General features: G+C 70.1%; 11 protein-coding genes. 5 read left to right on the top strand and 6 right to left on the bottom strand.

Annotated elements, in window-relative coordinates:
• Positions 1 to 248 precede the first annotated feature (248 nt).
• Both cobT and ADL12_RS55575 read left to right on the top strand, forming a co-directional pair.
• Entirely contained in the window at positions 249 to 1,382 is a 1,134-nt protein-coding gene (gene cobT / locus ADL12_RS15610; RefSeq protein WP_062702759.1) for a nicotinate-nucleotide--dimethylbenzimidazole phosphoribosyltransferase, read from the top strand.
• A gap of 97 nt (positions 1,383 to 1,479) precedes the next feature.
• Positions 1,480 to 2,172: a hypothetical protein gene (locus ADL12_RS55575; RefSeq protein ID WP_062702934.1), complete on the top strand. Its 693-nt coding sequence runs from the start codon at positions 1,480 to 1,482 to the stop codon at positions 2,170 to 2,172.
• Here the strand turns inward: ADL12_RS55575 and ADL12_RS15600 are convergent.
• Positions 2,118 to 2,876, bottom strand: coding sequence for a hypothetical protein (locus ADL12_RS15600; protein WP_062702757.1), 759 nt, complete (start codon positions 2,874 to 2,876; stop codon positions 2,118 to 2,120). The genes ADL12_RS55575 and ADL12_RS15600 overlap by 55 nt on opposite strands.
• 73 nt (positions 2,877 to 2,949) lie before the next feature.
• Here ADL12_RS15600 and ADL12_RS15595 point away from each other — a divergent pair, with 73 nt between their 5' ends.
• Entirely contained in the window at positions 2,950 to 3,762 is an 813-nt protein-coding gene (locus ADL12_RS15595; protein ID WP_062702754.1) for an adenosylcobinamide-GDP ribazoletransferase, read from the top strand.
• Positions 3,763 to 3,854: 92 nt separating this feature from the next.
• Entirely contained in the window at positions 3,855 to 6,389 is a 2,535-nt protein-coding gene (locus tag ADL12_RS15590; RefSeq protein WP_062702752.1) for a toll/interleukin-1 receptor domain-containing protein, read from the top strand.
• A gap of 6 nt (positions 6,390 to 6,395) precedes the next feature.
• Here ADL12_RS15590 and ADL12_RS15585 read toward each other — a convergent pair whose 3' ends face one another.
• From ADL12_RS15585 to ADL12_RS15565, 5 genes are all read right to left on the bottom strand, one after another.
• A complete protein-coding gene (locus ADL12_RS15585; protein WP_062702750.1) occupies positions 6,396 to 7,196 on the bottom strand; it encodes an endo alpha-1,4 polygalactosaminidase in 801 nt (266 codons plus the stop codon).
• Positions 7,193 to 7,852: a spherulation-specific family 4 protein gene (locus tag ADL12_RS15580; protein WP_062702748.1), complete on the bottom strand. Its 660-nt coding sequence runs from the start codon at positions 7,850 to 7,852 to the stop codon at positions 7,193 to 7,195. The genes ADL12_RS15585 and ADL12_RS15580 overlap by 4 nt, the downstream gene beginning before the upstream one ends.
• Complete coding sequence (locus ADL12_RS15575; protein ID WP_062702746.1) at positions 7,849 to 9,351, bottom strand: hypothetical protein; 1,503 nt, start codon at positions 9,349 to 9,351, stop codon at positions 7,849 to 7,851. The genes ADL12_RS15580 and ADL12_RS15575 overlap by 4 nt, the downstream gene beginning before the upstream one ends.
• Positions 9,348 to 10,871, bottom strand: coding sequence for a GT4 family glycosyltransferase PelF (pelF, locus tag ADL12_RS15570; protein ID WP_062702743.1), 1,524 nt, complete (start codon positions 10,869 to 10,871; stop codon positions 9,348 to 9,350). Before pelF ends, ADL12_RS15575 begins: the two co-directional genes overlap by 4 nt.
• A gap of 95 nt (positions 10,872 to 10,966) precedes the next feature.
• Positions 10,967 to 13,012, bottom strand: a complete 2,046-nt coding sequence (locus ADL12_RS15565; RefSeq protein WP_062702741.1) for a hypothetical protein — start codon at positions 13,010 to 13,012, stop codon at positions 10,967 to 10,969.
• A gap of 61 nt (positions 13,013 to 13,073) precedes the next feature.
• Here ADL12_RS15565 and ADL12_RS57715 point away from each other — a divergent pair, with 61 nt between their 5' ends.
• The gene (locus ADL12_RS57715) at positions 13,074 to 13,199 is read left to right on the top strand and encodes a hypothetical protein (protein WP_279617146.1); all 126 of its coding nucleotides are present in this window, start codon (positions 13,074 to 13,076) and stop codon (positions 13,197 to 13,199) included.
• Positions 13,200 to 13,272 lie beyond the last annotated feature (73 nt).

The raw sequence follows: 13,272 nt of genomic DNA, 5'->3' as shown, positions 1-13,272 counted from the left end.
ACGACGGGACGGTGCGAGCATGCCCCGACAATCCCCTGCAAAACGGAACGTATGGGATGCCGATCTTGGGTGCAACGACGTCACGCGGATGCGGCGGTGACGTGGCGGAGTCCCCAAGCGGACCTGGCGAAGCCGACTGCGGTTCGGCAGCGCCCCAAGGGGCGCGGGACTGTCGCGGCACTCCCAGCGGAGCGCCTAGTAGCCATGTGGCGCTGTTCTGTTCGACCGGTGCCGGTACTGTTCGGCGAATGAGCTCGCTTAATCTCGACGACTTCACTGATCTGATCGAGCGCCCCGACGGTGGGGTGCGCCGGGACGCCGAGGCGCGCCGTGAGCGTCAGATCGTGCCGCCCGGGGCGCTGGGCCGCCTCGACGAACTGGGTGAGTGGCTGGCGGCGGCGCAGTCGGCCGTACCGGTGCGGCCGATCGAACAGCCGCGGGTCGTGCTGTTCGCCGGTGACCACGGCGTCGCCGAGCTGGGTGTCTCGGCGCGAGCGGCGGGCGGCGCCGGGGAGTTGGTGCGGGAGATCCTCGAGGGCGGCCGGCCGGTGTCCGTGCTCGCGCGGCGGCTCGGGGTTCCGGTGCGCATCGTCGACATGGCGCTGGACTGCGACCCGGACTCGCTGCCGGAGGCCGTCGCACGGCATCGGGTGCGGCGCGGGAGCGGTCGTATCGATGTCGAGGACGCGTTGACGCTCGAGGAGGCGGAGGCCGCCTTCCGGGCCGGGGTGGCGGTGGCCGACGAAGAGGCCGACTCCGGTACGGATCTGGTGGTGCTCGGCGATGTGAGCGTCGGCGGGACCACGGCGGCCGGGGTGCTGGTCGCCGCGCTGTGCGGGACCGATGCCTCCGTGGTCACCGGGCGGGGCGGCCTGGCCATCGACGACCTGGTGTGGATGCGCAAGTGCGCGGCGATCCGGGACGCCCTGCGCCGGGCGCGGCCCGTGCTCGGGGATCAGCTGCAGTTGCTCGCGACGGTGGGCGGGGCCGACCTCGCCGCGATCACCGGGTTCCTGCTGCAGAGCGCGGTGCGGAAGATGCCGGTCGTGCTGGACGGGGTCGTGGTCGCCGCCTGTGCGCTGGTGGGGCAGCGGATCGCCTTCCGGGCGCCGGACTGGTGGCTGGCCGCACACAACAGCGGGGAGCCGGGGCAGGCGAAGGCGCTGGACCGGATGGCCCTGGAGCCGCTGCTCGACCAGGGTGTGAGGGTCGGGGAGGGGGCCGGAGGACTGCTGGCCCTCCCCATGGTGCAGGCCGCCGCCGCGCTGGCCGCGGAGCTGCCGGAGAAGCCGAAGGAGCCGGAGACGCCGGAGGCCATGGAGCCGGAGGCGGAGAAACAGCAGCAGGTGCAGGAGCAGAAGGAGCAGTCAGAGACGGAGTGACGGGGCGCGGGCAGTTCGGCGCCGCCGGACTGCCCCGTCACGGCGACGCGGAAAAGGGCGGTTCGTCGTGACTGTGCCCATATGATCGCCACTCATGATGAACACCCTCGGTCGCTGGGCCCGCGCCGAGTGGGGGGCGTTGTACCTCGCCGTACGGGGGCCGTTGGTGGAGCGGCGGTGGCGGGCCGTGCCGATGACCGCCGGGGCGGTTTGTCTGACCGGGCTCGTGCAGGTCGTGCAGAACCAGTCCTGGGGCTATCAGGTCGTACAGAACCTCGGGGCGGTGAAGGCCGAGGATCCGCTGTGGCTCGCGCTCCTGCGGACGCCGCTGTCGTTGTTCGTGCCCGCCCTCGACCTGCCGGTGTGGGGTGCGCTCGCGCAGATCCTGCTCGTGTTCGGGATCGCCGAGCTCTGTCTGGGCCGGTGGCGGACGCTCGTCATCGCCTACGTCGCGACCCTCGCCGGAACCCTGTACGCGCGCGTGGGCATCGCGCTCGGCCCGGACTACCCGATCGGGCTGCCCGCCTCGGACGCGCGGGTCGTGGACACGGGACCGTCGGCGGCGGTGGTGGGTCTCGCCGTGTTCCTCGGATGGCGCTACGGCGCGTATGTCACGGCCGGTGCGGTGATCGTGGCGATGGTCGTCGAGGTCGTGCTGAAGGAGAACCTCGCCGGGAAGGAGCACCTGGCGGCGATCGCGGCGGTGCTGGTGCTGTGCGGGTGGGCGGCGATGCTTCAGCGGCGTTCCAGGGCCCGGTCCGCGTCGGGCGCGCCGCCGATCCAGTCCTGAACTTTGCGGCTGGGGCCCGCCCAGCGCCGGTCGTGGTGGAAGGCGCGCAGCTGGGCCTTGGCGCGGGCGCGCGGACGGCGACGGTAGAAGCGTTTCGCCCAGGGGGAGGTGGGGCGGGCCAGACGGATGGCTCCGAACAGGGCGATGAAGGGGATGATCACCCCGAAAATCGCGATGCGGGCCTTGCCCTTGGCGAGGGCGATCAGGGCGAAGAGGAAGTTCACCAGGACCGTACTGATCACCGACCCGCGGTCCTGCAGCTCGTCGTCACTGAGGTCGTTGACCCCGAAGGGTGCGAAGCCGAGGAGGAACAGGCCGGCCAGGGCGGCGGTGAGCACGACCACCTCCACGCTCTTGCGGCCGGCCTCGGTCCAGTAGACGTCGTCCAGATGCACGATCAGCGCGAACTCGTCCATGACCAGGCCGGTGCCCATGCCGAAGAGCACGGCGGACACGGCCGCACCGAAGCCGTGCTGTCCGCCGGCGACCGCGCAGAAGCCGCCGATGACCGTGAGGACGACTCCGGGGACCACATGGTGGATGTGGACGGCGCCGGTCTCGATGTTGCGGAAGGGCCCTTTGCCCGCGCGGATGAGGCGGGTGATGACGCGGGTGACGAGGAAGGTGACCACGAAGGCGGTCAGTGCCAGGAGTAGGGGGAGTTTGCCCGGTTCGATGATGTTGCGCTGCCACCAGTCACCCATGGTTTCAGTGTGTCCGCGCCAGGGGTGGGCGGCCTGGCGGGTACGGCGTCCGGGCTAGTCTGCGGGCGTGTCCATGCCCCCGCCACCCGCGCCACCCCCGCACGGTCCCCGTCTGCACGGCCTCCGTTTCGCCTTCGGCACCCTGAGCGTGCTCCCGGTCGAGGTGAGCCGGTGGGACCGGGAAGCGGCGCGCGGCGGGATGCTGTGCGCACCGCTCGTCGGGGTGGTCCTCGGTGGCGGTGCCGCCCTCGTCGCGCTGGTGCTGCTGCTCCTCGGCGCCGGTCCTCTCCTCGCCGCCGTCGCCGCCGCCGCTGTCCCCGCCGTCCTCACCCGCGGGCTGCATCTCGACGGGCTCGCCGACACCGCCGACGGGCTCGGCAGCGGCAAGCCCGCCGAGGACGCGCTGCGGATCATGAAGCAGTCGGACATCGGGCCCTTCGGCGTCATCACGCTCGTGTTCGTGCTGTTCGCGCAGGTGGCCGCCCTCTCCCAGCTGTACGGCGACTCATGGGCCCGCGGTGCCCTCGGCACCGTCGTGTCGGCCGTCGCCGCCCGGCTCGCGCTCACCCTGGCCGCCCGGGCCGGCGTGCCCGCCGCGCGGCCGGAGGGGCTGGGCGCGGCGGTGGCCGGCGTCGTCCCCGTACGCGGTGCGGTGGCCGTCGCCCTGGCCGTGACGGGCGTCGCCGCGGCGGCGGGAGCGCCGCTCGGGACGTACGACATCCCGCGCACCGCCCTCGCGGTCGCCCTCTCCCTCGTCGTCACCGAATTCCTGTTGCAGCGCTGCATTCGCAGATTCGGCGGGGTGACCGGTGACGTGTTCGGCGCGCTCGAAGAGACCAGCGGTACAACGGCGTTGATGGCAATGTCTCTCTTCCTGCAGCCATAGATCGCTATCCTTTCGGGGTCTGGAGGCCAGGGGGGCGCGCAAGTGCCTCGCAGGCCTGTCCATCGGGCTCAGTCGAGAGGAATGGCAGGCGAGTGATCAAGGCATTCTTTTCCTACTCGACGAAGGACGCCGACTTCGTCCGGGAAGTGGCGTCCAAGGTTGGCCGTGCCTTCGCCAGGATCGACTACCGCTCTTTCGCCGCGGGCGGGGACATCCTCGGCTCTATAGACGACGCGCTCAAGGAGTCCGCCGCCTTCGTGCTCTTTCTGAGCAAGGCGGCCCTCGAATCTCCCTGGGTGGCACACGAGATCCGTGAGGCACGCTTCCAGACCGCGATGGGACGGATCAAGAACACCCTCGTCGTCCGCCTCGATCAGCGCATCTCCCCCGAGGACCTGCCCGACTGGCTGAACCGCAGCAAGCACATCACCGCCACAGCGGCGAGACCCGCGGCGCGGGAGATCGGGGGCCTCATCGACGATCTTGTCCGTCAGGGCCAGAGCCCCCGCTTCGTCGGCAGGGCGACCGAGATCGCCGCCCTGCAGGACGCCTATTCCGCCCCGGGACCGGGCGCGGAGGCCCAGATCGCCTGTGTGACCGGACTCGCGGGCATAGGCCGGAAGTCGGCGTTGACCAAAATGGTCCGCGAGTCCCTCGACCTCGAACGCCTTGTGGTTACGGATGTGGAGCCAGGAGACACCATCCAGGCCCTCGCCATGAAGCTCTCCGCTCAGGTGGACCCCTCGGAGATGCCGGACGAGTCCCTGAAGCGGACCAAGGAGATCGCCGCGCTCGGCGGCCAGGAGGCCCTCGACCTCGTCCTGAGCAAGCTCCGCGAGATCTGCGGCTATCGCGAGATGCCCGTTTTGAACGACATCGGCGGGCTCTTGGACAACGACGGCGACATGGCGCCCTTTGTGCTCGACCTCATCGAGTCTCTGGACAGCTACCCGGAGATCGTCATCGCCCTGCTGACGCACAGACGGCCCGCGCGCCAGCCCTTCACCGCCCGCGGCATGACCCAGCCCACCGTGGTCCATCTCCGACCCCTGGACGACGCCGACATAAGTCGTCTGGTCGCACTGGCGGCCAGAGCGCGCCAGATGCCCCTCACGGCACCTACCGTCAAGAAGATCACCTCCGCGGTTCGCGGCTATCCGCCCTCGGTGACTTATGCGCTCGAACTCGTCGAGGCGTACGGCCCCGATCTCGGTGCCAGCGACCGCGTACTGGCCACGGTCGGCGCGGGGCTGTTCACCCGCTATCTGAAAGACAACAAGTTCAGCGCCCTGGAGATGCGCATCCTCCGCGTCATGAACGCCAACAGCCCGTTGCCGCTGTCTGTGCTGCGGCAGGTCATCAGCGCTTCGGGCGGCGAACTCGAAGCGGCGCTCACCCGGCTCATCGACGTGTCCCTCATCGTCCCGACCACCGGCGGTTGGTACGCGGTGTCCGGGCCGGCGTCCGACACGATCCGGGATGTGTTCGGACAGTGCACCAGGGCGGACTACACGGCCGTGGCCACCGGCCTCGACGCCTTCCTCGCCCAGAGCCAGGACGGCACCGACTTCCTGGCTCTCCAACGCACGCTGTTCCGCGCCTTCAACAACGCCGGGCGCGACTCCACCTCGCGGGCCTACGCCCTGGTGACGGATCACGTACAACTGGCCGAGCACTACTACCACGAACAGCAGTATGAGCGGGCGGTACAGCTGGCGAGCGATGTCCTGGAGACCGATCCCACCCTCCACCAGGCCCGTATGACCCTCATTCGCTCCCAGGTGAGACTGAGCGAATACGACGACGCCCAGAAGCACATCGCGGAACTGAAGAAGCGGGGTCAGATCCGCGACGCCTTCTTCCTGCTCGGGTTCCTGGAACGGAACCGGGGGGACCACCGGCAAGCTCTTCGGCACTACCAGCAGGCTCTTGACCACGGCCGCGGCGGCATGGCCATTCATCGCGACATGGCCGACTGCCATCTGCGACTGCACGACTTGAAGCAGGCCGAGGAGCACATCTCCATCGCCGAGGAGAAGCAACCCTACAACCGGTACGTCGTGGACCTGAAGATCCAGATCGCGTGCAAGCTCGGCGACGAGAAGACCGTCAGGGAGCTGCTGCGGCGCCTGGCCGACATCGACCGGCGGGACATGGTCAGCCACCGCACATCTCGGGTGGAATACCTGTTCGGGCACATGGACCGGGCGTACGAGTTTGCCGAGCAGGCGGTGAGCCAGTCCGAGAACGTACGGTTCGAGGTCCTTGCCCACTACGCGATGTGCGCGCTGCGCACGTCTCATATCGCTGAGGCGCGTGAAGCTCTCGACCGCCTGGACCAGGCGTTCCACCGACAGCGACGGGACATCCGCACCGGTCTGCGGGCCAGGCTGTGCATCGCCGAGCAGGACTATGAGACGGCTCTCGACTACACCACCAAGTTCGTCAGCCCCAAGCGCCCGGTGCACCTCCAGATCCGCAGGGATGCGCTGCGCGGCCTACTCGAGCACAAGGCCCTGTCCGCGCAGCGGCGGGCCGAGCTCAAGGCCGAGCTCAGATGGTGCGACGACCAACTCGCCGGACAGGAGGAGGACTTCGACCTGGATGCGCTGACGGACGCGGACTAGGTCCGCTCAGCACACCCGGCGCCACACCCCCAGCTCGTACTTCTTCAGCATCGAACTCAGCTTCAGGCGACGCGACTGAGCGCAGAAGCTGCGCGTCGGGACCTCGTACTCGACGTGGAACACCGCCTTGTCCGCCTTCACGAAGGGGCTCAGGGCCGCGCATTCCCCGTACTGCGCGCACTGCTCGTTGACCGCGAAGTCGAAGTCGTCCACCAGCTCCGGGATCTGGTCCAGGTCGTTCTTCAGGCCGACCGCCATGCCCCGCTCGTGGGCGAGCCCGGCGATCAGACGGTTGTAGCGGAGCTGGTCACGGGCCTTCAGCGGGAAGCCCGTGCGGTTCTTGTAGCCGTCCATGTTGTCGGGCTCCACCGCGTCGAAGCCCTTCTCGCGGCACATGTCCAGGCGGGCCGCCATGAGGGGTTCCAGGACGTCCAGGCGCCGGATGTCGAGCCAGCGCTCGCCCTCCCAGCCGTTGCCCTTGCCGATCACCGACTTCGGGAACTTCCCGGCGTCGGGGCGCCAGTCCTCCCAGGCACCGGTGGAGAGGTAGCAGATGACCTTGCGGTCCTCGCGGTGCAGCGCGGCGACGGTCTTCTCGGACTGGTCGAAGCCGTCGATGTCGTAGACCGGCACGTCGACGGATGTGTCGATACGGCCGCGGAGCTGCCACTGCCAGGCCGTGCCGGGCCGCGGCTGCCAGCGCGAGCCGCTCGGACCGCCCTCGCCGTCGTCGGCGCCGTCAGGGGCCGTCGTGCAGCCCGCCAGGAGGAGAAGAGGCAGAACAACCAGCGGAATGAGGCGTCTCACCGAGAGGGCTCCAGAGTGTGCGGCAACGTACCCCAAGGATGATCGCCCATCCCCGGTACCGCGCAGTACACGCAGGCCCCGCGGGCGCGGGCCAGATCCGCCGCGTCGACGCCGTCCGGGACGCCGTACACCAGATGACACAGGCGCACTCCGGACATTTGGGTGCCGCCATGCCACTGCCGCGGGCCGAGCCGGGTGTACGACGCCCAGGTGCCCTCGAAGGTGACCAGGACGTCCGCGATCCTGGCGTACGACGGGTGCGGCGTCGTGCCGTGGTTCAGGGCGAGCGTGCCGCAGCCGGCGCCCCAGGCCGCCGTCGCGAGCCGCTGGTAGTACCCGAACTCCTCGCGTCCCGCGGCGACTTGGTCGAGGAAGACGCCGTCCGCGCCGTACCAGTCGCGGTGCCGGGCGATGTCGCGTACGACGTCGGCGTGCGGTCGGCGGCCGTAGTCGGTGTCGGCGTAGCCGAGCACCCGCACGTCCGCGGTCCGGAGCCGGTCCGCGACCTCGACGAAGGCCGGGTCGGGGGCCTCGCCGGGGCCGCTGGCCGGGTTCAGGACGACGCCGTAGAGGTGGGGCGCGGCCATGATGATCGCGTCCCATTCGGCGGGGCGGGCGGACGGGTGCTCGTAGTAGGGGACCAGTAGTTCGCTCATCGGTGGGCGGTCACTCTCCCCAACAGGGCGCAGACGAGGGCCACTTGGGCCAACGCTGCGGTCCCGTGCACGATCAGGGCGGCCCAGTGCGGGCTGCCCGAGTGGGTCACCAGGGTCACCGTCTGGGCGAGGGCTGCCGCGCAGCAGATCGCTGCGGCGCCGAGCACCGCGCCGAAGGACTGCAGGAGCAGGCCCGTCCACAGGACCACGCCCAGCAGGAGCAGACCGGCGAGGCGGACGCCGGCGATGCCGGGGGCCTGCGGCCACAGGGCGGAGGTGGCGAGGCTCAGGGCGAGCAGGGAGAGCAGGTAGGCCGACAGACACTCGACGAGCGTGACCGCCGTGGTTCGCCAGAAGGCCGTCGGTGTGCTGCTGGAGCGCAGTCCGGCGAGGCTGCCGCTGCGGAAGCGGTACAGGAGCCATTCGGCGGGGCCCATGCTGAGGGTGAGGGCGACGGCGGCGGGGGCGCTGTGCTGCTCGCCGGTGAGGATGTCGCCCAGGGCCGTGTGGAGGACTAGGACGCCGGTGGCCAGGCCGAAGAGGGAGTAGGGAAGGGAGCCTAAGAGAGGGGGACCCATTGTCGTGTGGCGGCTGCGGGTTCGATGTGGTTGATCGCGCCCGCGCGGCGGTAGCCGCATATCCCATACAGCCCCGCGCCCCTTGGGGGGTGCCACCTCGCGTAGGCCTAGAAGTGCTACCACAGCAAGCGAACCCAAGAGAAGGGTGAGACGTGCGGCGTCCGGCACCGGGTGGGCCAGCGCCAGTACCGCACCTGCCGTCATCGGCAACAACGCGGTCAGCAAAGCCCGTTCGCGGCCCATCACCAACAGGGCCGTAGCCGCGCCCAGGTACACCGACTGGCCGGCCGCGAAAGCCACGGCGGCCGGGTGGGCGGCGCCCGCGACCGTCAGGGCCACCAGGGCGCCGAGCAGCGCACCGACCGGGGCGCCCAGGAGCAGAGCGCGGCGGGCGGCACTGCGGTCGCCCAACCCCAGCCACCTGTACGCCCGATGGGCGAGTCCCTGGTTCCACATCCAGCCGACCAAGGCACTGGCCAGCAGCGGGACCGTGCCGGCGGGGAGGCCGAAGTCGTCCCGCGGGCCGGCGATCAGGGGGGCGCCGAGGACGTAGCCGAGGCCGGGCAGGGCGAAGACCACGCCGCGCAGAAGGCAGCCGAGCAGGCCCACCTGCCAGGGGTCGTGGACCGGCCCTTCCGGCTCCGGGTAGCGGCGCTCGACTCGCTCGTACAGCTCCTCGGCGAGGGCGAAGGAGTTCTTGACGCCGTAGCGCTCGCGTATCTGGTCGTCGGACAGGCCGTCGGACTCCAGCAGCGCGGCGATCTCGTCGGGGTGGACGGCGGCGGCGATGAAGTCGTCGAGGCGTTCGGCGAGTTCGTCGAGGGGGTCGGGCTGCGCCCAGCCGGGTGTGGTGCGCCGGCGCGGGATCGCGGGCAGGGTGTCGGGGCGGGAGCCGGGCGGCATCCAGAGGCTTCCGCTCACCAGCCGGTTCCGTCCGTCGCGACTTTCTCGTACCAGGGGTCGCGCAGTTCGAGGGTCCAGTCGGCGACCGTCTCCAGCGTGGGCTCGTACACCTCGGCGCTGCCCGCGAGCTCCAGGTAGATCGTCCGGAAATTGTCCACGGAGCGGCGCAGCGTGAAGCGGTCGATCACTCGCTGACGGGACAACTCCCCCAGTTCCAGGCGTCGCTCGTCGTCCCGGAGCAGGGTCAGCGCCGCCGCCGCCATCTTCTCCGGCTCGCGCGGCGGGACCACCAGACCGGTGTCGCCGACGGCCTCGCGCACTCCCCCGACGTCCGTGGAGACCGTCGTACGGCCGCAGGACATCGCCTCGATGATGGAGAACGGGAAGCCCTCGGAGATGGACGACAGCATGACGACGTGACCGGCGGCGTAGGCGCGCCAGACCTCGCCGATACGGCCCTCGAAGGTCAGGCCGTCCGTCACGCCCAGCTCGGCGGCGAGCTTCTCCAGCCTGGTGCGGTAGGCCTCGCCGCCGGGTGGGACGGGACCGAACAGGCGCAGGCGGGTCTCGGGGAGTTCGGCGCGGACCATGTCGTAGGCCCGCAGCAGGGTCTCCAGGTCCTTGATGGGGTCGACGCGGCCGCACCAGGTGAGGGTGGGGACCTCGGGCTCGGGGCCGGCGTGCGGGAAGGCGTGCGGGTCGACGCCGTTGTAGACGGTGCGGATCTTGTCGGCGTCGGCGCCGCCGCGCTCCTCCCAGCGGCGGTTGTACTGGTTGCAGGGGGTGATCAGGTCGGCCGTCCGGTAACCGAGTGAGTTCAGCTCCCGGTAGAAGCCGAGCATGAACGCCTTCACCGGCCAGCGCTGGGCGTCGCTGCGGTAGCCGAGATAGCGCTCGCGCAGATAGATGCCGTGCTCGGTGAGGAGGAAGGGCACGCCGTCCAGCTTGCGGGCGGCGAGGGCCGGGAGGGTCGCGAGGCCGCTGCTCACCGCGTGGGCGACGGAGTCCTCGGGGATGCGGATCCCGAGGGGGCGCAAGGCGTGTTCCAGCAGGTCGGTCGCGGTCAGGGCGTCGTGGACGGTGGGGCGGGCGGCCGCGGTCGGCAGATGCGGCATCGTCCATATCCACATCAGTGACCGCAGTGCGGATTCCGTGCGCAGGGCCGCCGACAGGCGTCCGTCACGGGCGAGTTCGGCCAGCTCGTACAGGGCCTCACCGAAGTCGCAGTCGGCCTCGGGGTCGAGGAAGGAGAGCAGGAAACGCTCGTAGGAGTCGGTGAAACGGCGCCGGGCCCTGCCGTACGGCGCGCGTGTGCGCCCCGGACGCGGGCCCCAGGTCGGTACGGAGGTGTGCCGGCAGACGTTGGGCGGCAGCTCCCAGGTGACGGGTTCGCGGCCGGTTCCGGTGAGCGACACGATGTGGAAGTCGACCTCCGGCATGCCCTTGACGAGCTGGTCGCACCAGGTGCTGACTCCGCCGTGGACATGCGGGTAGGTGCCTTCGGTGAGCATGGTGACATGACGGCCTGTGCGCATCATGCGAGTTCCCCCCTGTGGAACAAAAGGTGGTGCTACGCCTCTGAAACGCACCCCGGCCGGTAGGTCGTCGGGACCGGGGTGCGCCCGGCACTGCACTACGAGGGCAGATTCAGCCTGAGAGCGGACTGCAGCAGTTCGGGCGTGGTCCAGGCCGAACGCTTCCCCGCGTACGGCGTCCCGAACGCGGTGGTGCCGATGAGGAGTTGCTTGGTGGTCCCTTCCGGTGCGGTCACCGGGATCCGGGTCCCGGACGGGGCCGTGACAGTGACGGTGTTGCCGATGCGGTACGCCGTGACGGAGCCGTTCGCGAGAGCGGTCCGCCAGGCGGCGCGGCGCTGCAGCTCGGTGCCGATGGCGCTCTGCGCGAGGTTCTCCACCGGGGTGTTGTCGGCGAAGAGCGCGTGGTAGTCGGCGAGCACCTGGTCCAGGACCGGGTACAGCGTCCGGTCCTCGGCCAGGTTGGACTGGTGGGCGTAGTGGGGGCGCGGGTCGTTGCTGATCGCGTGCCCGAGGGCGGTGCGGGCCTCCCGCGGGGCGATGTACTCGTCGTATCCGGTGGCCGGGTCCAGCGGGTCGTCCAGGCAGGTGGAAGACGGGTTGTTCTCGCAGACGCCGCTGCCGCCGTCGGCCGTGGAGGTGTAGACCCAGTTGTACTCGTCGACCATCTCGTCCTCGGTACCCACGTTGTAGTAGACGTTCATCGGGTGCCGGGGCACGGTCAGCGCGGCGCCGACCGGACGCTGGTCGGGCTCACGGGAGTTGTCCGAGGCGATCCACTTGACGCCGTTGTCGGCGAGGGCGCCGGCCAGGTTGGGGTTGTCGGCGGGCTGCTGCGGCAGGGTCTTCAGGCCCGAGTGCTCGCCGGTCACGAGCTCCGTGCGGTCGAGCGGGAGCCCCTTGGTGACGCCCCAGTTGTAGTTGTTCCTGATCTGGGCGGAGATGTCCGCGCGGCTCATGTACCGGGTCGAGCCGTCGGCGTTCTTGGCGCAGCTCCAGGGCACGGTCGAGGTGTCCTGGACGCAGCCGAGGAACGCGTGCGTGTAGGTGTGGTTGATCCAGCGGTACTGCGCCTTGTCGGCGAGCAGTCGGTCGGCGAGGGCGTCGGTGCCGCCGTTCCCGCTCTTCCACTCCTCGCCCGAGCCGGCGTTGTAGACCATGTCCAGCGTGAAGCCGTGCTCCCGCTGCCACTGCGCGGCGTGGACCGCGTCCTCGGCCGTCATACGGATCGGCGTGGTCCCCTCGCCGTCACCGCCCACGCAGTCGAAGTCACCGGGGGTGCAGTTGTGCTCGGTGTCCCAGCGGCTGTCGGGCGCGAAGACGTCGTCGATGTGCACCGCGAAGTAGTTGCGTGCCTGCCCCAGATGCACGCCCTGGGTCAGCCATTCGACGATGCCGCGGGCAAGGACCCGGAACTGCTGCTGGTACTCGTTGTACGCGAAGGTGACGACGAGTTCGCGGCGCCCGTCGTGGCTGTACTCGCCGATCAGGCTGCCGCGCCCGGAGCCGGCGGGCACAGGGATGTCGACATAGCTGGTGAAGCCGGTGCGGGGCCGGGCGACGTAGCCGTAGCTCTCCTGTACGGCCGGGTCGTTGTCCTCGAAGGTGAAGGCGCCGTCGAGATAGCCGAAATACCCCGCCTTGCCCTCGGGCGTGACGGACGCCGCCCGTCCGTCGAGGGTGCCGGCCCAGCCGCCCTCGCTGGTGTAGTCGAGGCCGACGCCCGGGTGGGCCCAGGTGTAGGCGTCGACCTGCGGGATGCCGTAGGTCCGCTCGTAGTTCTCCAGCGCGGTCTGCTCGGCGGAGTCCGCGCCGAAGGGGGCCTCGCCCGGCAGGACGACACCCTGGTACTTGGCCCGGGGCGTGCCGTTCACCGTGTCGCTGAGGAACGCGTCCGTGATGGTCGGGCGGTTCGCGTCGGTCAGGTCGACGGTGCTGTACGGGATGCCGGTGCTTTTGAGCTGGGCGGTGATGGCCCGGACCGGGCTGTCGCCGTTGTCCACGACCAGCACTTTGAGATCGATGCGCGGCTCCCCGGCGGCCGCCGTGCCCGGGGCCGCCAGCCCCAGGGCGAGCAGACCCGCGGCCGTCAAGGCGGCGACGGCGTTTCTGCGGTGTCTCCAGCTGTGCGCACTGCGCGCCATTGATTGCCCTTCCCCCAGAGGATCCTCTTGCGGCCTCGTGTGACAAAACGGCGGAGGATCCGTGGAAATCATGCAAAGCGGCAAGCCGATCGCTCGCCGGAACCAGACGAGTGTGACTCAGCTCACCGATGGCGTGGATCAAGAAATGGAGACGACGCCACCGACAGGTGAACGCCCGCAGGAATGAGCGAACGCTCACACGAGCGTAGGCTCATCCCAAGTGTTCGCCGTACCGGGGAAGGCCCCGCTGCTACGCACCC

It is taken from the genome of Streptomyces regalis (assembly GCF_001509475.1).
Classification (GTDB): Bacteria; Actinomycetota; Actinomycetes; order Streptomycetales; family Streptomycetaceae; genus Streptomyces; species Streptomyces regalis.
Note: the sequence above shows the minus strand (reverse complement) of the source record. Positions and strands in the feature narration are given on the sequence as shown.